20 protein-coding genes, 1 tRNA gene and 1 pseudogene are annotated in these 21,014 nt (G+C 72.7%); 13 read left to right on the plus strand and 9 right to left on the minus strand.

What is annotated here, in order from left to right:
• Positions 1–22: 22 nt before the first annotated feature.
• The 4 genes from O7603_RS28455 to O7603_RS28470 all read left to right on the plus strand — a co-directional run bounded on the left by O7603_RS28455 (position 23) and on the right by O7603_RS28470 (position 3,765).
• Positions 23–976, plus strand: a complete 954-nt coding sequence (locus O7603_RS28455; RefSeq protein ID WP_281572801.1) for a hypothetical protein — start codon at positions 23–25, stop codon at positions 974–976.
• Entirely contained in the window at positions 973–2,661 is a 1,689-nt protein-coding gene (locus O7603_RS28460) for an insulinase family protein (protein ID WP_281572802.1), read from the plus strand. The genes O7603_RS28455 and O7603_RS28460 overlap by 4 nt, the downstream gene beginning before the upstream one ends.
• Positions 2,662–2,723: 62 nt before the next feature.
• Positions 2,724–2,800, plus strand: a tRNA-Ile gene (locus O7603_RS28465).
• 302 nt (positions 2,801–3,102) lie between these two features.
• Positions 3,103–3,765, plus strand: a complete 663-nt coding sequence (locus O7603_RS28470; protein WP_281572803.1) for a hypothetical protein — start codon at positions 3,103–3,105, stop codon at positions 3,763–3,765.
• A gap of 627 nt (positions 3,766–4,392) precedes the next feature.
• Here the strand turns inward: O7603_RS28470 and O7603_RS28475 are convergent.
• A complete protein-coding gene (locus tag O7603_RS28475) occupies positions 4,393–4,890 on the minus strand; it encodes an N-acetyltransferase (RefSeq protein WP_281572804.1) in 498 nt (165 codons plus the stop codon).
• Between the two features lie 499 nt (positions 4,891–5,389).
• Here O7603_RS28475 and O7603_RS28480 point away from each other — a divergent pair, with 499 nt between their 5' ends.
• Entirely contained in the window at positions 5,390–6,610 is a 1,221-nt protein-coding gene (locus O7603_RS28480) for a low temperature requirement protein A (protein WP_281572805.1), read from the plus strand.
• A gap of 109 nt (positions 6,611–6,719) precedes the next feature.
• Here O7603_RS28480 and O7603_RS28485 read toward each other — a convergent pair whose 3' ends face one another.
• Positions 6,720–7,586, minus strand: a complete 867-nt coding sequence (locus O7603_RS28485) for an NAD(P)-binding domain-containing protein (RefSeq protein WP_281572806.1) — start codon at positions 7,584–7,586, stop codon at positions 6,720–6,722.
• 117 nt (positions 7,587–7,703) lie between these two features.
• On the opposite strand from O7603_RS28485, the pseudogene O7603_RS28490 reads away from it, so the two are divergent.
• A pseudogene (locus O7603_RS28490) lies at positions 7,704–7,895 on the plus strand (sigma factor); the annotation flags it as partial.
• 263 nt (positions 7,896–8,158) lie between these two features.
• Here the strand turns inward: O7603_RS28490 and O7603_RS28495 are convergent.
• Together O7603_RS28495 and O7603_RS28500 are read right to left on the minus strand one after the other, a co-directional pair.
• Entirely contained in the window at positions 8,159–9,232 is a 1,074-nt protein-coding gene (locus tag O7603_RS28495; protein ID WP_281572807.1) for a hypothetical protein, read from the minus strand.
• Between the two features lie 127 nt (positions 9,233–9,359).
• A complete protein-coding gene (locus tag O7603_RS28500) occupies positions 9,360–10,556 on the minus strand; it encodes a hypothetical protein (RefSeq protein WP_281572808.1) in 1,197 nt (398 codons plus the stop codon).
• 507 nt (positions 10,557–11,063) lie between these two features.
• Here O7603_RS28500 and O7603_RS28505 point away from each other — a divergent pair.
• Positions 11,064–11,333, plus strand: a complete 270-nt coding sequence (locus O7603_RS28505; protein WP_281572809.1) for a hypothetical protein — start codon at positions 11,064–11,066, stop codon at positions 11,331–11,333.
• On the plus strand, positions 11,333–12,370 hold the full coding sequence (locus tag O7603_RS28510; protein WP_281572810.1) for a hypothetical protein: 1,038 nt from the start codon (positions 11,333–11,335) through the stop codon (positions 12,368–12,370). The genes O7603_RS28505 and O7603_RS28510 overlap by 1 nt, the downstream gene beginning before the upstream one ends.
• 42 nt (positions 12,371–12,412) lie before the next feature.
• On the opposite strand, the gene O7603_RS28515 is transcribed toward O7603_RS28510, so the two are convergent.
• Together O7603_RS28515 and O7603_RS28520 are read right to left on the minus strand one after the other, a co-directional pair.
• Positions 12,413–12,943 (minus strand): SRPBCC family protein, encoded by a 531-nt coding sequence (locus tag O7603_RS28515; protein WP_281572811.1) that lies wholly within the window; start codon positions 12,941–12,943, stop codon positions 12,413–12,415.
• Complete coding sequence (locus O7603_RS28520) at positions 12,943–13,257, minus strand: metalloregulator ArsR/SmtB family transcription factor (RefSeq protein ID WP_281572812.1); 315 nt, start codon at positions 13,255–13,257, stop codon at positions 12,943–12,945. Before O7603_RS28520 ends, O7603_RS28515 begins: the two co-directional genes overlap by 1 nt.
• Before the next feature lie 120 nt (positions 13,258–13,377).
• On the opposite strand from O7603_RS28520, the gene O7603_RS28525 reads away from it, so the two are divergent.
• Positions 13,378–14,307: an LLM class F420-dependent oxidoreductase gene (locus tag O7603_RS28525; RefSeq protein WP_281572813.1), complete on the plus strand. Its 930-nt coding sequence runs from the start codon at positions 13,378–13,380 to the stop codon at positions 14,305–14,307.
• 116 nt (positions 14,308–14,423) lie between these two features.
• Here O7603_RS28525 and O7603_RS28530 read toward each other — a convergent pair whose 3' ends face one another.
• Entirely contained in the window at positions 14,424–14,813 is a 390-nt protein-coding gene (locus O7603_RS28530) for a hypothetical protein (RefSeq protein WP_281572814.1), read from the minus strand.
• Between the two features lie 150 nt (positions 14,814–14,963).
• On the opposite strand from O7603_RS28530, the gene O7603_RS28535 reads away from it, so the two are divergent.
• The gene (locus tag O7603_RS28535) at positions 14,964–15,689 is read left to right on the plus strand and encodes a hypothetical protein (protein WP_281572815.1); all 726 of its coding nucleotides are present in this window, start codon (positions 14,964–14,966) and stop codon (positions 15,687–15,689) included.
• Between the two features lie 101 nt (positions 15,690–15,790).
• Positions 15,791–17,029, plus strand: a complete 1,239-nt coding sequence (locus tag O7603_RS28540; RefSeq protein ID WP_281576847.1) for a D-arabinono-1,4-lactone oxidase — start codon at positions 15,791–15,793, stop codon at positions 17,027–17,029.
• A gap of 16 nt (positions 17,030–17,045) precedes the next feature.
• Here the strand turns inward: O7603_RS28540 and O7603_RS28545 are convergent, their stop codons facing one another.
• Positions 17,046–18,188, minus strand: coding sequence for a site-2 protease family protein (locus tag O7603_RS28545; protein ID WP_281572816.1), 1,143 nt, complete (start codon positions 18,186–18,188; stop codon positions 17,046–17,048).
• Positions 18,189–18,274: 86 nt separating this feature from the next.
• The gene (locus O7603_RS28550; protein ID WP_281572817.1) at positions 18,275–19,129 is read right to left on the minus strand and encodes an alpha/beta fold hydrolase; all 855 of its coding nucleotides are present in this window, start codon (positions 19,127–19,129) and stop codon (positions 18,275–18,277) included.
• 168 nt (positions 19,130–19,297) lie between these two features.
• Between O7603_RS28550 and O7603_RS28555 the strand changes: the two genes are divergently transcribed.
• Positions 19,298–20,197, plus strand: a complete 900-nt coding sequence (locus O7603_RS28555; protein WP_281572818.1) for an ABC transporter ATP-binding protein — start codon at positions 19,298–19,300, stop codon at positions 20,195–20,197.
• A 2-nt stretch (positions 20,198–20,199) separates the two neighbouring features.
• Positions 20,200–21,000: an ABC transporter permease gene (locus tag O7603_RS28560; protein WP_281572819.1), complete on the plus strand. Its 801-nt coding sequence runs from the start codon at positions 20,200–20,202 to the stop codon at positions 20,998–21,000.
• Positions 21,001–21,014 lie beyond the last annotated feature (14 nt).

Raw genomic sequence — 21,014 nt, forward strand, 5'->3', positions numbered from 1 at the left:
ATGATCACCTAGGCTCTCCGCCGTGCCCGCACCCCTCGCGCCACCGAACTTCGAGCCGTCCGCGGCGTACCCCGAGGTCACGCCGGTCCGCGACGCGCTCGCCGCCGGCGACTGGCCGGCCCTGCGCGCGCTCCTCGCGCAGCACGACAGCAACGCCCGGACGTTCCTGGTCGGCGTCGCGGCGGAGGCCGAGGGCGTCGAGCCGTTCCTGCGCACGGTGGTCACCGAGGACCCGGACGACGCGCTCGCCGGGACCATGCTCGGCGCGCACCTGATCCGGGCCGGCTGGCGGATCCGCTCGTCCTACCGCGCCCAGTACGTCAGCCGGGAGCAGTTCGCCCAGTTCCACGACCACCTGCGCCGGGCCGAGCAGGTGCTGATCGACGTCACCGCCCGGCACCCCGACGACGCCACCGCCTGGACCCAGCGGATCACCAACTGCCGGGGGCTGGAACTCGGCCAGGCCGAGGCGCGACGGCGGTACGACCGGCTGGCCCAGCACCACCCGCACCACCTGCCGGCGCAGGCCTCGCTGCTGCAACAGTTCTGCCCGAAGTGGAGCGGCACCTGGGAGCGGGCGCACGGCTTCGCCCGGGAGTGCGCCGAGGGGGCGCCGCCCGGGGCGCCCAACGCGGTGCTGGTCGCGGAGGCCCACCTGGAACAGGCCCTGGACGGCGACGGCCTCGAAGCGGCCCGGACCTACCTGCGCAGCCCGCAGGTCCGCCAGGAGATCAACGACGCGGCACACCGTTCCGTCCGGCATCCCGACTTCCGGCACGTCCACGGCTGGGTCTGGGTCCGCAGTCTCTTCGCCATGGCGTTCGTGCTCATCGAGGAGTACGCCGCGGCCGCCGAGCAGTTCCAGGCCCTGGGGCCACTCGGCGACGAGGCGATGTTCGGCTACATCGACGGCGACCACAGCAAGCAGTTCCAGCGGTTCCGTGCCGAGGCGTACCGGAAGGGTGGAGTCGCGTGATCCAGCACCTGGACGTCGACGGGGTGACCACCCTGCTCGCGCCGACCGCCGGCCCGATGCATGCCGGGCTGACCTTCCGGGTCGGCACCGCCGACGAGACGCTGGCCCGCAGCGGCATCACCCACCTGGTGGAACACCTCGCGCTCGCCCCGCTCGGGCTGGCCGACTACCACTTCAACGGCGTCACCGCGCCCATCTTCACCAGCTTCCACATGCAGGGGTCCGAGCAGGACATCGCGGACTTCCTCACCGCCGTCTGCGGAAGCCTGCTGGACCTCCCGCTCGCCCGGATGGAGGTGGAGAAGGAGATCCTCCGGACCGAGTGGAGCAGCCGCGGCACCGCGGCCATCGGCGACCTGGCGCTGTGGCGGCACGGCGCCCGCGACCACGGCCTGAGCAGCTACCCCGAGTTCGGTCTGCCCGCGCTGACCGCCGACGACCTCCGGCAGTGGGTCGCCCGTTGGTTCACCCGGGAGAACGGGGTGCTCTGGATCGCCGGTGACCGGGTGCCCGCCGGGCTGCGGCTGCCGCTGCCGGAGGGGGTCCGCCAGCCGGTCCCGCCGGTGTCGTCGGCGCTGCCGCAGACCCCGGCGTACTTCGTCAACGGGTCGCGGGCGGTGGTGCTCGACGCGGTGGTGCGGCGCCGGACCGCCGCGAACGTCTTCACCGGCGTGCTGGAGCGCGAGCTGTACCGCGCGCTGCGGCAGGAGGGCGGGCTCTCCTACGCCATCCAGACCGGCTACGAGCCTCGCGGGGACGGGCACGTGACCCTCCGCGCGCTCGCCGACGCGCTGCCCGAGAAGCAGGACGCCGTGCTCGGCGGCTTCGTCGACGTCCTCGCCAAGCTGCGGGTCGGTCGGTTCGACCAGGCCGACCTGGACGCCACCGTGGCCAAGCGGGAGGACCTCCTCGCCACCGCCGAGGTGGACGCCGCCCGGCTGCCGTCGCGCGCCCTGAACCTGCTCACCGGCGAGCCCAACCTCAGCCTGGACGAGCAGCGGGCCGAGCTGAAGGCGGTGACGATCGGCGACCTGCACGACGTGGCGCGGGAGGCGACGTCCTCCGCGCTGCTCATGGTGCCGGACGGGCACCGGGCGGACTGGGCCGGCTTCGTCGCGGCGCCCACCTGCTCCGCCGACGCCGTGGCGGGCACGACCTACCGGGAGAAGCGGGGCACCGCGGAGCTACGGGTCGGCACGGACGGGGTCAGCTACCTCGCCTCCCACGGCCCGGCCACCATCCGGTACGCCGAGTGCGCGGTGCTGCTCGCCTGGCCGGACGGCGGCCGGCAGCTGATCGGCGAGGACGGCATCTCGCTGCGGATCGAGCCGACCCTGTTCGAGCTTCATCCCGCGACCGTCCCGACCATCGACGCCCAGGTGCCGGCCGACCGGCAGGTGGTCATGCCGGCCCGGGATCCGGAACATATCCCGCGGCCCCGGCCGGCCGAGTCGGCGGCGGGCCGGCCGGGTGGGCGGTCCTGGTGGGAGATCCCGGTGCTGGTGCTCTGCTGGCTGGCCGTGCTGGGCGTCGGCGGGCTCGCCCTCATCTTCACGGTCGGCACGTTCGCCACGCCGGCGGAGGAGCGCGACGGCTGGCTGTGGGGCATCGTCGTGGTGAGCTGGTTGCTCACTGCTATCCTCGCGTTGCCCATCGTGCTGCTGCGGCAACGGCGGCGCCGATAAGGCGCATCGGTGCCGGTGCTGGCCGGTGATCGACCGAGCGGGATAAGATCCGGCGCGGTGCCGGGGCGGTAGCTCAGCCGGTTAGAGCAGGGGACTCATAATCCCTCGGTCGCGGGTTCGAGTCCCGCCCGCCCCACCAAGCAAAACCCCTGGTCAGCCCTGCTGCCGACGACCCGGGCGAACCGCATCGAGGTCTGGGCCGACACCCTCAGTCCGCACTGAGTCCGCAGCAGCACGACCCGCCGCCGGTCCAAGCGGTCCGCCACCTGGTCCAGGTCGTCCTCGAACAAACTGATCTGCGACAGACCTCCGCCGGCTGATGTGCGACAGGTCGAGCCGTCTAGGCCCAGATTTCCGGCGATCAACGCCCCGCCATGCCGGTGAGGGTGTGTACCAGGATCCTGCCGGTGCTGATGGAGGCCTTGTCGCTAGGGTCGCGTCATGTCTCGGCTTTTGGGGGGCTCGGCGAGTCCGATCGGTTGGTCCGTCCAGTACATCCACGCATCGCCGGATTCTGTGCTCGACGCTGTTCGCAAGGTGCACACCGAGGTCGAGCTACGTGTCTCGCCGCCACGCCCCTATCCGGAAGTGCTGGAAAATTTGGTTCCCTTCGAGGCGCCCTGGGCACGGGAGCTCGTGATGCGGTGCGGCAATTGGACCGCGTACCTAAACAACTTCGTGAACGGCGGTGACTTGACAGGCATCGGGCCGGCCATTGCCAGGGATCTGGACGTCAGGTGCGTCGTGGCAGAGCACTCACCTCGTCATGGGCCAGGGCATGAGGGGACGCAACTGTGGGTCATGGGGCCCCAGGGCGAACCGCCGCTCATATATGAACGGACTCTGTCGGCGGTCGCTGCCGATGGCCGGTGGAAGTGGTACGAGTCCGGTTGCCCTTTGCCGTTCGAGGATCTGTCCCGGTATACCGCCCGCCGCATCCGGGACCGCCTGGATCGGGCCTTGTTGACCCGCTACCTGCAGGAACTTGGGATTCCAGCAGAGGACGATGATGCCTACGGGCATGGCGTCGTCGTGCAGCAGCTGGTCCGCTGGCCCCGCCGAACCGTGTCCCTGGCAGACGCTAACCGCGAGCTCAACAGGTAGCGACACCGTTCGAGCGGCATCCGCACAATCCGCGTCCCGCGCGCCGGCTGTGCCGCAGATCAGGTGGCGGACGAACGCCGCGCATCAGTCGACGGAGGACAGCAGCGGGGTGATGTGGTTGCCGAATTGCCCTCTACAGAATCAAGGCGGCCCGCAAGCGGGCCGCACCGGCCCGGCCCCGGCCTGCTGGCGACCTCCGGCCTCGGCCGGGCCGGCCGGCCACGTTGCGGAGGACCAGAGAGATGAAGGGCTGGGCCGGAACGATCGCCGTCGGGGTTGCTCTTGTCCACTCAGGGCGGGGCGATCGCTGCCCCGCAGCAGAGCTGCTTGCCCCCGGACTCTCGTGGGTACCGCCCGCGGTTCGATGACGACGAGGACCAGGCCGTGACCCTTCCCCGGGTGCCCGATCCTCTACGCCACCCGCCCGGCGTCAAGGGCGCTGCGCGTCGGCACGCCGATGGCCTACGGCCACCCTTGACCCCGGCCGGGCGCCGCAGTCCTTGGCACCTATCCGGGGATGGGGGCGGACTGGCGGCCACCTATCGCCGGGAGGTTGGGTGATCTGTCGATTACCCAACCAGGAGATCCGCCCCGAACGCCTCTGCGTCGTGCGCCGCCTCGGACGTGTCACGAGGCGCGCGGCAGCGCGAGCCAGTCCTGCCAGGTAATGTCACGGCCCAGATGACGGGGCTGCTGGAAAGGCCAGTCGGCGGCGATCCATTGCGGCACCAGCGCGTCGAGTGCGCGTTCCACCTCGCCGCCTAGGAGGTCGTCCACCACCCACCAGGAGACCTCTCCGTCGGAGCCGGTGCGCTCGGGCGGGTCGATGTAGACGCAGCCGAAGATTGCCGTCTCCTCCTCGTCCAGCAGCGCGTAGTTGAACGACTGGTGCGCGGCTATCTCCTTCTCGTGCCGCAGCAAGTCGATGCGGTCCTCTTCAAAGGTCATTGTCTCCTTCGGCCAGCCCCAGGCCGGGCCGAAGATCTCCCACAAACGCTCTCGGGAGCCCATCACGGCGGGGTAGTCGATCGCGGTGTCCGCCTCCCGGATCGGCCGCAGGTGAAGCGCGGTGTTGGGCACGGGTACGTAGACGGGGTGGACGAAGTCCTCAGGCAGCCAACTCATGAGGGCCAAGGCTACAACCGGTCGGTGCGGGATGATCAACGGTTTCGGGCTTCACGGCGGACGACCCTCGGGCTTCGACAAGACCGCCTACCAGCTGAGACCCCGCCAAGACGAGCGGTCCGCATCTAGTCCGCAAGAGGTCGACGGACGACGGGGGAGCGGTGTGAGATGTCGAGAGGCGTTTCGTCTGCTAGACCCGCAGGTGCCCAGGCCAACGGGTCGGCCATCTTGATCTCATAATCCCTCGGTCGCGGGTTCGAGTCCCGCCCGCCCCACCACGGAAACACCCTGCTCAGCCATGCCGACGACGACCCGGCGGCCGGCGGGACCGATCTTGCGGTCGAAGTGCCGAGCGTGCTCCTTGCCGGCAGCATCCCGGTGCCGGAAACGCGACACTGCCGTTCGGGGTTTCGTGAAAACGAGTTCCGCCGTCACCGCCCGGGTCTGATGACGGGCGAAACCGGTGCACGCAAGGCGACCCGCCCGCGACCATGGTCGGATGGGGCGACCGTCGCAGCCGGCGCAGGTCGAGAGCATCCTGCGCGGCGAGGAGGACGCCCGGCAGGTCAGCTTCCTGGAGTTGTTCTTCGACCTGGTGTTGGTCTTCGCCCTGCTCGGGGTCGTCAGCCGGATGGTGCCGGACCTTCTCTCCGACAACCTGCGCCTGCAGTGGATGGCGCCGCTGGACCTGATCGTCCTGGCTCTGCCGCTGCTCTGGGTGTGGACGACCACCGCGTACATCACGAGCCGGTTCGACTGCCGCAATCGCTGGATCCAGTTGCTGGTCCTGGTCAGCGCGTTCGGCCTGCTGATCATGGCGACGTCCGTGCCCTACGAGTACGAGGCACGCGGCGCCGCCTTCGCCGTCGTGTACGTGGTGCTGCACGTCGGCCGCCCCTTGCTGCTCCGGCGGTTGTTGCGGGGGCACGAGGAGGTACGGGCGCTCTACGCCCGGCTGGCCATCTGGGCCAGTGTCTCCGGCATCATCTGGCTCGCCGGGGCGGCGATGCGCGGACACCATCGGCTCATTCTGTGGTTGATCGCCCTCACCGTGGACCTGGTCGTGGCGCGGCTCAGATGGCCGATACCCGGCGTGCGCCGACCACCGATCAGCGGATGGGGGATGGCCAGCAGCAGTCACCTCCCCGAGCGCTACCAGCAACTGTTGCTGATCGCGCTCGGCGAGACGGTGGTGTCGATAGGCCTCACCTACGCCAATCACCCCGCCACGCTCGCCGCAACGGTGGCCCTGGTGATCACATTCCTGTCGTCCGTGGTGATGTGGCGGATCTACTTCTATCGCGCTGGCCAGGTGCTCGCCGAGGCCGTCGAGATGTCGTCGAATCGGGCGGCCGCCGGCGGGATCATCGGAGTGGCCCATCTGCTCATGGTGCTCGGCATCACCTTGGCCGCGGCTGGCTCGGAAGTCGTGCTGGCGCATCCTTCCGGGAAAGCCAAGCTGGTCTGGCTCGTGGCCATCCTCGGCGGGCCGGCGCTCTTCCTGTTCGGCCGCAGTCGGCTGGAACGAGCCGTCTTCAACCGGCTCGCCCTGCGCCGGCTCGTCGGCATCGCCGTTCTGGCCCTGCTGGCGCCGCCGCTGTTCTTCGCCCCGCCGCTGCTCGCCGCCGCCGTCGCTACCGTCGTGCTGTTCGGCGTCGCCCTCGCGGACGCGCGCCGCGCCGCCGGACGCCCACCGGAGGCCCCGTCCCCGTCTGCCTAGCGGAGACGGTAGGCATTAGGTCGACAAGAGGTCCACGGACGGCGGGGTTGTGGTGAGAGTCCGCCCACCCCACCGGAGATCCCCTGGTCAGCCACTCGCGCGGCGGACGCTACCCGACCGTCGCAGTCAGGCCTTCGCCTCCGCGGCCGGCTGCGATGAGCGCGTCGAGTCTCGCCGCCACCTCCGGTAGTCCGCCGTCGCCGAGAGGTCGGCCGGCTCGCAGGTCGATGAGGTGGCGGACGACCGTCAGGTGCTCGGTGAGGTTCGCGGGGCCCGGGGGATAGGCGGCCTGGTGCAGCTCCGAGACGGTGGCGGACACCGCCGTGACCACGTGGCCCAGCTGGCTGCCTGCCGTGCGGGCGAACTCTGTCACGTCGATACCGGCCGCACGCGCGGCGTCCAGGGCTCGTAGCAGGCCGAGTTGGGCGTCGTACCACACCCCGAAGAGGGCGAGGTCCCAGACCGCGGCCGCCTCCGGCGATTCTCCGACGAAGCGTGGCCTGCTCAACAGCTCGAGGGTCGCCGTGTGCTGCTCGAACGCGTGCCGGGAGCCGCTGTACAAGATCGTTGCGGCGTCGGTGCCGATCGTCTCGGGCGAGGCTTGAATCCCCGCGTCGAGGTACTGCGCGCCCAGGCTGGTGACCCGACGGGCGGCCAGCCGCGCCTCGCCGGCGGTGCCCGTGTACATCCCGACGATCGTCCGCCCGGACAGGTCCGTGTCGAGCTGGGCAAGGCACTGCTCCACCGCTGGGTAGTCCGTGAGGGTCAGGAGAATGAGGGTGCTGGACGACACAGCCTCCCGGACGGAGCGCGCTCGCCGCGCCCCCGCGGTCACCAGGTCGGCCGCGCGACTCTCGGTACGGTTCCACACCGCGACGTCACGCCCGGCTCCCAACAATCGATGTACCACCGCACGACCGATGGCCCCCGTGCCAATGACCGCGATCCTGGATGCTGCCCTGTTGATGTCGACCATGGAGTGAGCTTCAACCATCAACCGTGCTTGAGGTCAACCCGACGGATCCAACGCCACGCACTGTCCTACGCGCCCTCGACGTCGACCGGTCCACGCGGTCCGGGCCAGGGTCGGGTCATGCCCTTGACCGCCAAGGTCGTCGACCGGTTCGAGGCCGCCAGGCCGCGACTGGAGGCCATCGCCTACCGCCTCCTCGGCTCCGCCGCGGAGGTCGAGGATGCCGTCCAGGAGGCGTTCCTGCGCTGGCAGGCGGCCGACGTCGACCGCATCGAGGTCCCCGAGGCCTGGCTGACGAAGGTCCTCACCGACGGTGTTCGGCGACTTCGCCGACTTCTGGATTCCGTTCCAGGGCGGTCAGGGCCCGGCCCCGGCTACCTCGTGGCCCGACCCGAGTCGCAGCGCGACCGGCTGCGTGACCTGCTCGCCGCCCCGCCGCCCACCGCGCCGGACGACGCGATCCGGCTCACCGCCCGCGCCTGGGCGGTCCGCGGCACCGCCTCCGGCTGACGTCAGGTCACCGCCGACGGGAGTCACCGCCGGACCGCGAGCAACCGCCCGGCGGCGGCAGCGGACTATCGACCCGCAACAGGGCCGGTGGCCACCTCGACGGCGGAGGTGGTGGTCACGTCGGTGCCGCGCAGCTTGGCGTAGACGGCGTCGAAGCCGAACCCGGCGATGAAGCCGATGGCCAGGACGAAGAAGACGAGGCGTTTCGCGCCGCCGCCGGACAGCACCTCCGGATTGGTCGACAGCTGCGCGGCGACGAAGAGCAGGAAGGCGACCGCGCCGGCGCAGGCGCCGAGCACCGCGGCGCGCAGCCGGTTGCCGGAGCCGTCGGAGGCGCTGCGCATGATCGCGCCGCACATGGCCGCGAGCACCGGGGCGGCCGCGAGGACGGCCAGTGCCCGCCAACTCGCCGGCTCCCAGGCGTACGACAGCGGCACGGCGGCGAGCGCCACCAGCAGCAGCCCCAGGCCGACGAGCAGACTGCGGGTCCCCCGGCGGGCCTCCAGGGCGGACTCCCGCCGCAGCCGTTCCCGCTCCTGCTCGTGCCGCCGGTGCTGCTCGACCAGGGAGGTGACGATCGCCCGCGCCGAGCCGGGTCGCCACTCCCCGGCGGTGGCCGCGAGGTCGTCCTCGGTGGCCTGGCCCGGCTCGCTCCGCAGCCGCTGCCATGCCTTCTCCGCCCCGCCGCCGAAGGCGGCGACCGGAGCCAGCGGCACCCGGCGGGACAGCGCGATGAGGCCGGCGATGAAGGTCGACCGTCCGCCGCCGACGAGCAGGACGGCGTCCACCGCGAGCAGGGACCGGTAGAAGCTCACCTCCCAGTCGCTCGACGCGTCGGGCAGGACGTGGAACAGCTCCGGCCGTCGCGGCACCTCGGCGAACCCGGCGGTGGTGGCGTCGTAGGGGCCACGGACCTGGACGGAGCCGGGCTCGGCCCGGCCGGCGGCGACGTAGCCGTGTACCACGGCCGACTCGATGAACTCGTCGTCGCCGGAGTAGACCACGATCCGGCACTGCTGTGCGGCCAGCTCGCGGCCGAGTTCCTCGGCCGCCGCGGCGGCCGACGCCGTGTCACGCAGCGGCGGATCGTAGCCGCGACCCGGCTCGGCACTGCCGACTATCGCCACCGTCGGGGGCATCGGACCTCCACACCGTCCACTCGGGACCTACCACCGCCGGCCGTCGGGGTCGATCCCATGATGCCAGGCAGGGTCCCGGCGGGGCAGGGCGCGATCGGGCGTGCACCGGGCGGCGGGCACCTGGCGGTCACTGGTCGACGACCGCCGCCAGCTCGTCGCACAGCGGCCACGCCTCGTCCGCCAGGCACGCGGTCAGGCAGGCGAGACTGAAGGCCAACGGCCAGGACGCGGCGTGCCGGTCTGTCACGGGCAGCAGGGCGAGTGGCTCCGCCGCGTCCCACTCGGCCGTCGGGCTCACCCGCACGGCGGTCACCTCGCCCACGTATGGCCGCTCGCGCCACCGGACGCTCCGGGCGAGCACCTCGTCGGCGGTCACCTTGAGCATGGCCACGGCGGCGAACTCCGGGACCCCTCCGCGGCTGAGCCAGCGGCCGGAGCCGAGCACCGCGCTTCCGGCGATCTCGTTCGGCTCGACGTGGCACTCCTCCCGCATCTCCCGCAGCGCGCCGTTGAGGATGACCTGCTGGAACGTCAGCTCGCCGGCGGGCGCGTCCCGCGGTTCCAGTGATCCGGAGCCGGACGGCGCGACGAGCCCTGGGCTGCCCACGTTGTCCCGGCTCTGTGCGACGAGGAGCAGTTGGCCGTCGATGGTGAACGCCAGCGTGGAGACGCCGACGACGTTCGCCAGCCGGCTGTCCCGGAAGCCGCGCAGCCGACCCCGGTGGTCGAGGAGCAGGTCCCGCCCGCGCAGCACCGGCGTCCGGCGGCCGGCCTCCTGCACGTCGTACGGGGCGAGCAGGTTGCTGCAGAAGAAGTCGAAGTAGTGCGCCCGGCGCAGGGTGACCACCGCGTCGTCGGAGCCGGTCGGCAGGTCGCTGGAGAGGCCCAGAACGGGGTCGTTGTGCAGGGCGGCGGTCCGGGCGTGCCGGGCGAGGAAGTCGAACGACCAGCGCTTCAGGTCGCGGCCGAGCACGTAGTCGGTTGGTTCGATCCGGACGTCGATGCGGTGCCCGCGCAGCCGCGCGCTCTCGTCGGCGAGCACGACGCCGAGGCTGTGCGCGTTCTCGAGCAGCCGGCCGGCGCCGGCGACCTGCTCGGCGATGTCCCGGTAGTCGTCGGCGGCGCGGTGCTGGAAGCGGTACTGCCGGGCGCGGCGCCGGTTGTTGAGGATCTCCAGCGTGGAGACCACGGCGCCGGCCGCCGCGGCGGCCACGCTCAGCGCGACCGGTGGCGTCCGCACGGCCGTGGCGATGCTCAACGCCGCCAGCGCGGCACCGGCGGTGGTCAGCCGGTATCGCCACAGGCCCTGCCGCCAGATGCTCATCGTCGTGTTGACTCGCCTAGTCGTCCTGAGCACTCGGCACCTCTCCGGTCGACCCGATGGGCAGCCCGGATGGTATCGACGCGAGTCGACTGTCTGATAGCGGACAGGACGGCGGGGGGTCCGGCGTCGCACTGTTGTAGCAGGTGAAGAGGCTGACGGATGGCGGGCCACATCCCATTCCTCCGGCCCGGCGGGGACAGCACGGTCGCCGCCGACGCCGCCATCCGCAAGGCCCGGCCAAGCCGCCGCGGCGGGCACGGCGTACCAGCGCCGGTCCGACCGCGTAGCCGGCCGGCCGCGGTCGCGGCCCGCACCGGGCGCCCGGAGCGGTGCCGTTCCCACCCGGACAAGGACGTCACCCCAACTCTGGTGGCCGGTGTCCCCGCCGGCCGGCCGCGCCCCGTGCGCCCCGGCGGCCCCGGCCTCCCGCATCCGGACACCCGACCGGACCGGCGTCGGCCGTGTGCCGTGCGTCGCCGGCGACCGAGCCAGAGAGGAGGGGCCGCCATGGCCACTCCGACCTTGACCGCATCCCTGAACGCGTCGACGTATTCGCCGGGGGACCAGATGACCCTCACGGTTTCCTACGCCGACGCCGACACGAGGCCGTTGACCGTCACGATCGTGGTGACCGACGCGCAGGGCAACAGCAGTGCTCCGGTGCGTGTCGCCGCCGTCATCGACCCGCTCACCGTCACCGTCACCGACGACTCCGGTCGCGCCTGGAGCCGGATGTCGGACAACGGGGCCGTGGCCGTCTACCGGGCGGTGGCGTGATGCCCCGGGTGACCGTCACGGTGCGCGACACCGGCGGGCGCACCGCCACCGGCACCGCCGACTACGCCATCGCCCAGCCCGTGCTCGGGGGCTACTACCTCTCCGGTGGTGCCGACCCGACCGCGGACATGGCGGGCGGGAACTTTCGCTCGCTCACCCAATACCGCAGCTTCGCCGACGGCTACGTCTTTCCCGGATACCAGCGACCGTGGCTGATCACGCTGGGCAGGGCCGGCGTGCAGGTGAACATGGTGTTGGAGCTGAAGCACTACGGCGCGCCCAACGCCGGGCCGCAGACCTTCACCGTGGACGGCACGTCGTACACGGTCCCGGAGCCCGCGATGACCATCCAGCAGCGACCGGGGACGACCTGGCCCAAGGCGTACGGCTACGGCCAGGTCCTCGCCGGGCGGTGCGACGGCCTGTTCGCCCGCGCCCTGTCCCAGTACCGCACGATGGGCTTCGGGGTGAACATCCAGCTCGCCTCGGAGCTGGACACCGACCACGAGTTCGGCACGAGCGAGGCGGGGAAGGCGTACACCTGGGCGGAGTCGGACGCCCGGGCGGTGCAGGCGATGACCTACATCGTGAACTGGTTCAAGGCGCGGGCGCTGCCGGCCGGGACGACCTTCTCGGTCGGGGTGGGCGGGTTCGACCGGGCCTGCTTTCAGCGCACCCACCCGGAGTCGCTGATGTCGCGCCTCGACTTCCTCCAGTGGAACGTCTACGCGACCAGCGCGAGCCACACGGCGCTGTCCCGGTTCCGCCGGACGAAGGACTGGGCGGTCGCCGATCTCGGCCCGGTCGGGCTCTCCCGCCCGGTGCTCGTCGCGGAGTGGGGTGTCCGGGTGGCCGAGGTGCCGGACCAGGCCGGGTGGATCGCCACCGTCCCGGCCGTGATCGCCCAGCTCAACGCCGAGCGGGGGCCGCGGATCGTGCGGACCAACTACTTCAACTCGGGCTGGGGCACGCTGACGCCCAAGGCGACCGGGCTCGCCGCGCTGCGCAAGGCGTACGCCACCCGGCCGTACGTCTGACGGCCGCCGGTGGCGGGTCGCCGCGGCCCGCCACCGGCCGGCTCAGTCCAGGCCGAGGCGTTGGGCGTACGCGTGGCGCAGCTCCGGCCAGCCGAACTCCTTCGCCTCCGCGCCGCGGATCGGGCCGACCGGGTCGCCGTCGAGCAGGTGGTCGGCCACGTCGAAGCAGAGGTGCCAGCCGGCCGCGACGCTCGGCACGACGCCCGGGTCGGCCGTGGTGTGCCGCAGCGTGAGCCGGGTCCCGCCGACGGTGGGGTCCAGCTCCCATCGCAGCAGGTCGTCGCCCCAGGTGTACTCCAGCAGGTGCGGCGGCTCGGCCCGGCGTACCGTCGCCGGGTGCTCCTCGCGGGTCTCGCCGTCGACCAGGGTGAGCACGGCGGGGCCGGGCGAGCCGAGATCCCGGTCGGTGAGGAACGGCGCCCACTCGGCGAGCCTCGCCGGGTCGGTCAGCGCGGCCCAGACGGTGGCCGGCGGATGCCTCAGGACGCGGACCAGCACCAGGGCGGCGCCCTGGTCGGTGGTCTCGCAGCTCACCTGAGAGGGCGGGCTCGGGCGGAACTTGTCGCGGTCCATCACTGCTCCTGACTGTCGAGGTGCCGTTCCAGGGCGTCCAGGTGGCGGGTCCAGAGCCGCCGGTACGGGTCGAGCCACCTGTCCACGGCCTGCAACGGGCGTAGCTCGATGCGGTAGATGCGCTGCTGGGCGGCCGTGCGGCAGCTGACGAAGCCGGCCTCGCGGAGCACCCGCAGGTGTTTGGAGACCGCCGGCTGACTGACCCCCAGGGTGTCGACCAGTTCGTTCACGCTGCTCTCGCCGTGCCGGAGCCGGTCGAGGATCCGGCGGCGGGTCGGCTCGGCGAGGACGGTGAAGGCGTCGACGGCGGCCACCTGCCCAATATGCCGGTCGGTTCATATGCTTGTCAAGGCATGCGCCCCAGGTCACGTGCGCTGGTGGGGAAGCGGCCCTGTCCCCCCGATGTGCCCGCGAGGGCTCCATATGCTCGGGGCATGGAACTGCGGATCTTCACCGAACCCCAGCAGGGCGCCAGCTACGACGAGCTGCTCGGCGTGGCCCGCTGCGCCGAGGACGCCGGCTACGGCGCGTTCTTCCGCTCCGACCACTACCTCAAGATGGGCGGGGTGAGCGGCGAGCCCGGCCCCACCGACGCGTGGACCACCCTGGCCGGCCTGGCCCGGGACACCAGCCGGATCCGGCTCGGCACGTTGATGACCGCCGCGACCTTCCGGCTGCCCGGTCCCCTGGCGATCACCGTGGCCCAGGTCGACCAGATGAGCGGGGGCCGGGTCGAGCTGGGCATCGGCGCCGGCTGGTTCGCCGAGGAGCACACCGCGTACGGGATCCCGTTCCCCTCGCTGGCGGAGCGGTTCGACCGGCTGGAGGAGCAGCTCGCGGTCATCACCGGGCTGTGGGCGACGCCGCGGGGGGAGACCTTCCACTTCGCCGGCCGGTACTACCCGGTGACCGACTCGCCCGCGCTGCCGAAGCCGGTGCAGGACCCGCGCCCGCCGATCCTGCTCGGCGGGACGGGCCCGAAGCGCACCCCGCGCCTCGCCGCCCGGTACGCCGACGAGTTCAATCTTCCCTTCGCCTCGGTGGAGGACTCCGCCACGCAGTTCGACCGGGTGCGGGAGGCGTGCGCCGAGATCGGGCGCGACCCGTCCGGGCTCCGGTGGTCGAACGCGCTGGTGCTCTGCTGTGGCCGCGGCGACGCCGAGGTGGACCGGCGGGCCGCCGCGATCGGCCGGGAACCGGACGAACTGCGGGCCAACGGCCTGACCGGCACCCCGGCCGAGATTGTCGACAAGATCGGGCGGTACGCGGCGATCGGCAGCGAGCGGCTCTACCTTCAGGTGCTCGACCTCGCCGACCTGGATCACCTTGAGCTGGTCGCGGCCGAGGTGATGCCGAAGCTCTGAGCCCGTCGCACGGCCGGCCGGCGCCGGCCGTGCTCCGGTCGGACCGCCGGCGCGGGTCGGCGCCGGCGGCCCGGCTCCCGCCGGCCGACCGCCATCGCGGACCGGCGCCGGTGGGTTCAGCGGACCGGGCCGGGGTCGCGCAGCACGGTGTCCAGCCGTCCGTCGCGGTCCCGGTCGAGGTAGGTGAGGTCGGGCACCCCGTCGCCGTCCAGGTCGACCTGCACGACGTCGGCCACACCGTCGCCGTCGAGGTCGGTGACCACCTCCACCGACCCGTCCAGGTGCCGGGTGACGATCGACCGGCCGCCGACGGCGCGGGGCGGCGGGCCCGGGGTGGGCACCGGGGTCGGGGCCGGCGGGGGCGCCGGAGTTGGTCGGGGACCGGGCGAGGAGGCGTACGGCCCGGCCGGCCCGCTCGCCGGCTCCACGCCGGTGCCGGTCGGGTCGATCTCCTCCTCGGACGGGAAGACGTCGCCTCGTGGGGCGGGATCTCGGTAGGTGCTCATGGGCGTAGGGTTCCCCCCGACGCCGCGGGCAACCGTGTCCGATCGTCCGGTGCCGGCCGGCGCGAGGTCTGTCGGAGGATGCTGGCACCGACGATCACGGACAGAGACGGGGGTCAGGACGTGGAGCTTCGCCGGAGCCGAGGATCACTCGTGCTGCCCCTGGTGTGCGTACTGGCGGGGGTCCTGCTGCTGGCGCTGCCCAGCGAGGGTTCGGTGCTGCGCACCGTCGTCGCGGTGGGCGTCATCGTGTTGGGCGGCGTCGTGCTGGTCCGGGCGCTGCGCCCGTTCACGTTCGGCATCGGCCCGGACGGCCTGACCGTACGACGGCCCGGGTTGCGCCGGCAGATCTCGTGGGCGGAGGTCGACGCGCTCGTGCTCGACCAGTCACCGCCGGTCGACGGTCGACCCTTCCCGCCCCGCCTGCTCCTGGTGCCCGCGCGGGGTGTCACCGTCGGCCTGCCGACGACCGCGCGGCTCCCGGTGGACCGCCGGCCGGCGGTGGACCTGCTCGACCTCGGCCAGGTGCGGGAGAGGCCGGAGGAGGTGGCGGCCGCGCTCACCCGGTTCGCCGGCGAGCGGTTCCTCGACGCCGTCGGGAAGCGCCGGGCCGCCTTCGCGGTGGAGGATTTCACCGTCGGACTGCGCGGCTACCGGATGGACCAGGTCGACCGGCTCGTCCGCCGCGGTCAGGAGGCGCTGGCGTGGGGCGGTGTGCCCGAGCGGCAGGCGGCCCGGGACAAGATCGAGCAGGCCCGGGCGGCCGGACTGACCGTCGCCCAGCGTGGCTACGCCCAGCTCGAGGTCGACGAGGCGCTGGGCGCGCTGAGCGACGCGCTGGCCGACAACCCCTCGACCGACCGGGAGCCGACCACGTGACCACCACCGACGACCACACGCCCCCGGGCAACGCCGGACCCACCGCCCACGACAGCGCACCGGTCGCGCCGGAGACCGCCGTCCCCGGCGGCGACGTCGGGGTGCCACGGCGGAACTGGGCCGGGAACGTGCGGTACTCCGCCCAGCGGTTCCACCGGCCGGCCAGCGTCGACGAGCTGCGGCGGCTGGTCGCGGGCAGTGAGCGGATCCGCGCCGTGGGCACCGGGCACTCCTTCAACCGGCTCGGCGACACGACGGGTGACCTGGTCACCCTGGCCGGGTTGCCGCCGGAGGTCACCGTCGACCGGGAGCGGCGGACCGTCACCGTCGCCGCCGCCCTCCGGTACGGGGACGTCGCCACCCGCCTGCACACCCAGGGGTGCGCCCTGGCCAACCTCGCGTCGCTGCCGCACATCTCGGTGGCCGGCGCCATCGCCACCGGCACCCACGGCTCGGGCGAGGCCAACGGCAACCTGGCCACCGCGGTCGCCGCGCTGGAGCTGGTGACCGCCGACGGCGACCTGCTGCGGGTGGACCGGGACGCCGACGGGGACACCTTCGCCGGCATGGTGGTCGCCCTCGGCGCTCTTGGCGTGGTCACCCGGGTCACCCTCGACCTGGTGCCGGCGTTCGACGTCCGGCAGTACGTCCAGCTCGGCCTGCCGCGCGAGGAGTTGGACGCCGCGTTCGGCTCGGCGTACAGCGTCAGCCTCTTCACCGACTGGCGCTCGCCCCGGATCGGCCAGGTGTGGCGCAAGCAGCGGGCCGACGAGCCCGCGCCGCCGCCCGGCTGGCTGGGTACGACGGCGGCCGACGCCCCGCAGCATCCGGTGCCGGGCATGCCGGCGGAGAACTGCACACCCCAGTTCGGCGAACCCGGGCCGTGGCACGAGCGGCTGCCGCACTTCCGCCTGGGCTTCACGCCGAGCAGCGGCGACGAACTCCAGTCGGAGTACCACCTGCCGCGCGAGTCGGCCGTCGACGCTCTGGCCGCGCTGGACCCGATGGCCGACCGGATCGCGGCCGTGCTGCAGGTCTGTGAGCTGCGCGCGGTGGCCGCCGACGGGCTGTGGCTGAGCCCGAACCACCGGCGGGACACCCTGGCCGTCCACTTCACCTGGATCGGCGACGAGGCCGCGGTGGCCCCCGTGGTGGCCGAGGTGGAGCGGAGGCTCGCCCCGTTCGCGCCGCGCCCGCACTGGGGCAAGGTGTTCGGCCTGGATGCGGAGGCGATAGCCGCGGTCTGGCCCCGGTACGCTGACTTCCGCGCCCTCCTCGCCGAGCTGGACCCCGCCGGAAAGTTCCGCACCGACCTGCTGGACCGCGCCTTCCCCCGCTGACCCGCGCTCGCGCCCGCTAGGGGTGGCTGGGGGTCAACTGGTCGCGGAGGCTGCCGCGTTGGACGGCGCGGCTGATGTCGCTCGGTGAGACGATGCCGACCAGGCGGCCGTCGGTCACCACCAGCGCGCGCCCGTCGGCGCACTGGCTGAGCCGGGGAAGCAGATCGTTCAGCTGCTCGTCGGGGGCCGCGAGCACGAGGTCTTCGGCCCGGCAGGCCACCTCGGCGAGCCGGGTCTCGCCCCGGCGGTCCGCCGGGATGCCGCGCACCCGGTCCAGGGTGACCAGGCCGATCGGGTGCCCGTCCTCGGTCAGCGGCAGGGCCGAGTGCCGGTACGCGAACAGGTAGTGGTCGACGAAGTCGGCGACGGTCATCTCCGCCGACGCGGTCTGCGGCTGCGGGGTCATCACGTCGGCCACCCGGACGCCGCGCAGCGCGCTGCCCATCCGGGCCTGCCGCTCCTCCATCCCGGCCGCGCCGATCAGGAACCACCCGATCAGGGCCAGCCACAGCCCGCCGACCCCGACGCCGGCCAGGAACTGCCAGAGGCCCAGGCCGATCAGCAGCGCACCGAGCACCCAGCCGGCCCGGGACGCCACCACGGTCGCCTTCGTCCGGTCCCCGGTCCACCGCCAGACCCCCGCGCGCAGCAGCCGCCCGCCGTCGAGCGGCGCGGCGGGCAGCACGTTGAAGACGGCCAGCAGGATGTTGATGCCGGCCAGCCAGGCCAGGACGCCGAGCAGCAACCCGCGGTAGTCGACCTGGGCGAGGATGATCGCGAACGCGCCGAAGACCAGCCCGATGCAGGCGCTCACCAGCGGGCCGATGCCGGCGATGCGCAGCTCCGCGCCCGGGTCCTTCGCCTCGCCGCGCAGTTCGGCCACCCCGCCGAAGAGCCACAGCGTGATGCCGCCGACCTCCAGCCCGTTGCGCTTGGCGACGATCGCGTGCGAGACCTCGTGGGCCAGCAGGCCGAGGAAGAAGACCACGGCGGCGACCAGCCCGGACAGGACGTACAGGATGACCGGGCGGTCGGGGTAGGAGCGGGGGAACTGGTTGGCCGCCAGCCCCCACGCGATCAACGCGAAGATGACCAGGACGCTCCAGTTGACCCCGACGGGTACGCCCGCGATCCGGCCGAGCCGGAAACTCGCCCTCATAGCTCCGTGGTACCCCCTGAGCGTCCCGCCATGCCAGGGTCGAACGTCACGGTTCGGCCCCCTCGGGCCCGGTGGTCCGGCGCGGGTCAGCGGCGGGGGTTCTCGCTCGCGATGGTCTCCTTGCGGGGAATCGCGGCGGCCTCCAGCGCCCAGTTCAGCGCGTAGTCGGCGACCTCCTCCCAGCCGTCCTGCCCGACTGTGAAGTGGGACCGGCCGGGGAACTCGTGGTACGCGGTCAGCGCCCGCGACTTCGTGTAGAGCGCGGCGTTGCTGCGGACCACCCCGGGCGGTACCACGTGGTCGGCGCCACCGGCGATCAACAGCAGCGGGGCCCGGTCGTCGCGGCGGGTGTCGACCTCCGTGGACGCGCGGGGATCGAGGTTGGCGAAGGCGGCCTCGAAGAGCAGGTGCCCGGCGCCAGGCACGGCGTAGCGCTGCCAGGCCCGGTCGGAGTCGGCCCGGCTCATCGTGTTGCCGAACGCGTAGTGGAAGTCGTCCTGCGTGAACGGCACCGCCTTGTGCCGGTTGGCCGGGCTGCGCAGGATGGAGAACGAGGAGCGCAGGGTGCTGAGCGGCAGCTTGAGCACGCCCTTGATCTGCGCCGGGTGGATGCCCACCGCCGCCGCGCCGAGCCCGCGGTCGACCAGGAGCTGGGTGAAGAGCCCGCCGAAGGAGTGGCCCATGATGATCGGTGGTCGGGGCAGCCCGCGGATGATGCCCTCGTAGTGGTCGACGATGTCGGCGACGCGCTGGTTCGCGATGGGGGTGGGATCGTCGCGGAGCTGCTGGACGCTGGCGTCCATCCCCGGCCAGGCGGGGGTGAGCACCCGCAGGCCGCGCGCGGAGTACCGGTCGACCCACCGTTCCCAGCTGTGCGTGGTCATCCACAGCCCGTGGATCAGGACGACCGTGTCGACGTCTGCCTGCGGTGCGCTGCTCATCAGCCGTTCCTCCCCGGTGTCGCGGCGTGCGGAACCGGCGGTTACCCGGCTGGCGGGAGGGGAATCCTGCCGGAGGCGGCGCGCCGCCCCCGCCCCTGACAAATGTCACGGCCGGAACGTGACGGGCGCTCCGGGTAGCCGACCCGGCTACGCCGGAGCATTCCTGTCATGACCAGTACGCATCCGGCCGTGGAGCTGAGCGGCCTCACCAAGACCTTCGGCGCGGTCACCGCGGTCGACGGGCTGAGCCTGCGGGTGGCGCCCGGCGAGGTGGTCGCCTTCCTCGGCCCGAACGGCGCCGGCAAGACCACCACCATCGACATGCTCCTCGGCCTGGCCCGCCCGGACGCCGGCTCGGTGCGGATCCTCGGTGGCAGCCCGACGGACGCGATCGCCCGTGGGCGGGTGGCCGCGGTGCTCCAGACCGGCGGGCTGCTCAAGGACCTGACCGTCGGCGAGACGGTGCGGCTGACCGCCAACTTCTACCGGCACAGCCGCCCCGCCGAGGAGGTGCTGGAGCGGGCCGGGATCGCCGACCTCGCCGACCGGGTGGTCGGCCGCTGCTCCGGCGGCCAGCAGCAGCGGCTCCGGTTCGCGCTGGCCCTGCTGCCCGACCCGGACCTGATGGTGCTCGACGAGCCGACCACCGGCATGGACGTCGAGGGCCGCCGCGAGTTCTGGCAGGCGCTGCGGCGCGACGCCCGGGCCGGACGCACGGTCATCTTCGCCACCCACTACCTCGACGAGGCCGACGCGTACGCCGACCGGATCGTGCTGGTCCGGCAGGGTCGGATCGTCGCCGACGGCACCACCGCCGAGATCAAGAACCTGGCCGCCGGCCGGCTGGTCCGGGCGACCCTGCCCGACGCCGACCAGGCCGCGCTCGCCGCGCTGCCCGGCGTCGACGCGGTCGAGGTCCGCGGCGACAGCGTGCTGGTGCGCACCGCCGACTCGGACGAGGTCGCCCGGCACCTGCTCACCCGGACTGCGGCCCGGGACATCGAGATCACCTCCCGCAATCTCGAGGACGCCTTCCTCGCCCTCACCACCGACCGGACCGGAGCCTGACGATGACCACCACCCTGCCGGCAGCCGCCGACCCCGCGATCGCCGACCGCCGTCCGCCCGCGCTGGGCGGCTTCGCCGCGGCCGTGCTCGGCATCGAGCTGCGTCGGGTGCTGCGCAACCGCCGTACGCTCGCGTTCACGCTGATCATGCCGGCCGTCTTCTTCCTCATCTTCGGCCTGCCAGAGCGCGGGCAGCAGCTGGACAACGGTCGACCGGTGATCGCGTACGTCATGGTCAGCCTGGCCGTCTACGCGGCGATGGTGGCCACCACCAGCGCGGGCGCGGCGGTCGCCACCGAGCGGGCGCTGGGCTGGAGCCGCCAGCTGCGGCTCACCCCGCTGCGCCCGACCGCGTACGTCGCCACCAAGGTCGCCACGGCGATGACCCTCGGCCTGGTCGCGGTCTGCGTCGAGTTCGCCGTCGGCGCCGCCGCCGGCGTCCGGCTCTCCGCCGACGTGTGGCTGCTGAGCGGGGTCGCCGCCTGGCTCGGCTCGCTGGTCTTCGCCGCCTTCGGCCTCTTCATCGGCTACCTCGTGCCGGCCGAGAACGTCATGCAGTTCATCGGGCCGATCCTGGCCGTGCTGGCCATGTTCGGCGGGCTCTTCGTCCCGGTCGAGGTGCTGCCCGACGTCATCGCCGACATCGCCCGCTTCACCCCGGTGTACGGCATCGGCGAACTGGCCCGCGCCCCGCTGACCGGCGACGGCGTGAGCATGGGGGCGCTCGCCAACCTGGTGGGCTGGACGGTCCTCTTCGCGGTCGCCGCGACCCGGCTGTTCCGCCGGGACACCGCGCGGGTCTGATCGGGCCGACGGCT

The sequence above is a fragment of the Micromonospora sp. WMMD812 genome, from assembly GCF_027497215.1.
In the GTDB taxonomy this organism is placed as follows: domain Bacteria; phylum Actinomycetota; class Actinomycetes; order Mycobacteriales; family Micromonosporaceae; genus Micromonospora.

Coding starts and splice junctions, on each gene's coding strand:
- O7603_RS28550 (WP_281572817.1), bottom strand. CDS start 19,129: ATGAGCAGCGCACCGCAGGCAGACGTCGACACGGTCGTCCTGATCCAC.
- O7603_RS28525 (WP_281572813.1), top strand. CDS start 13,378: ATGGAACTGCGGATCTTCACCGAACCCCAGCAGGGCGCCAGCTACGAC.
- O7603_RS28495 (WP_281572807.1), bottom strand. CDS start 9,232: ATGCCCCCGACGGTGGCGATAGTCGGCAGTGCCGAGCCGGGTCGCGGC.
- O7603_RS28485 (WP_281572806.1), bottom strand. CDS start 7,586: ATGGTCGACATCAACAGGGCAGCATCCAGGATCGCGGTCATTGGCACG.
- O7603_RS28500 (WP_281572808.1), bottom strand. CDS start 10,556: ATGAGCATCTGGCGGCAGGGCCTGTGGCGATACCGGCTGACCACCGCC.
- O7603_RS28510 (WP_281572810.1), top strand. CDS start 11,333: ATGCCCCGGGTGACCGTCACGGTGCGCGACACCGGCGGGCGCACCGCC.
- O7603_RS28545 (WP_281572816.1), bottom strand. CDS start 18,188: ATGAGGGCGAGTTTCCGGCTCGGCCGGATCGCGGGCGTACCCGTCGGG.
- O7603_RS28515 (WP_281572811.1), bottom strand. CDS start 12,943: ATGGACCGCGACAAGTTCCGCCCGAGCCCGCCCTCTCAGGTGAGCTGC.
- O7603_RS28480 (WP_281572805.1), top strand. CDS start 5,390: ATGGGGCGACCGTCGCAGCCGGCGCAGGTCGAGAGCATCCTGCGCGGC.
- O7603_RS28530 (WP_281572814.1), bottom strand. CDS start 14,813: ATGAGCACCTACCGAGATCCCGCCCCACGAGGCGACGTCTTCCCGTCC.
- O7603_RS28470 (WP_281572803.1), top strand. CDS start 3,103: ATGTCTCGGCTTTTGGGGGGCTCGGCGAGTCCGATCGGTTGGTCCGTC.
- O7603_RS28475 (WP_281572804.1), bottom strand. CDS start 4,890: ATGAGTTGGCTGCCTGAGGACTTCGTCCACCCCGTCTACGTACCCGTG.
- O7603_RS28555 (WP_281572818.1), top strand. CDS start 19,298: ATGACCAGTACGCATCCGGCCGTGGAGCTGAGCGGCCTCACCAAGACC.
- O7603_RS28505 (WP_281572809.1), top strand. CDS start 11,064: ATGGCCACTCCGACCTTGACCGCATCCCTGAACGCGTCGACGTATTCG.
- O7603_RS28560 (WP_281572819.1), top strand. CDS start 20,200: ATGACCACCACCCTGCCGGCAGCCGCCGACCCCGCGATCGCCGACCGC.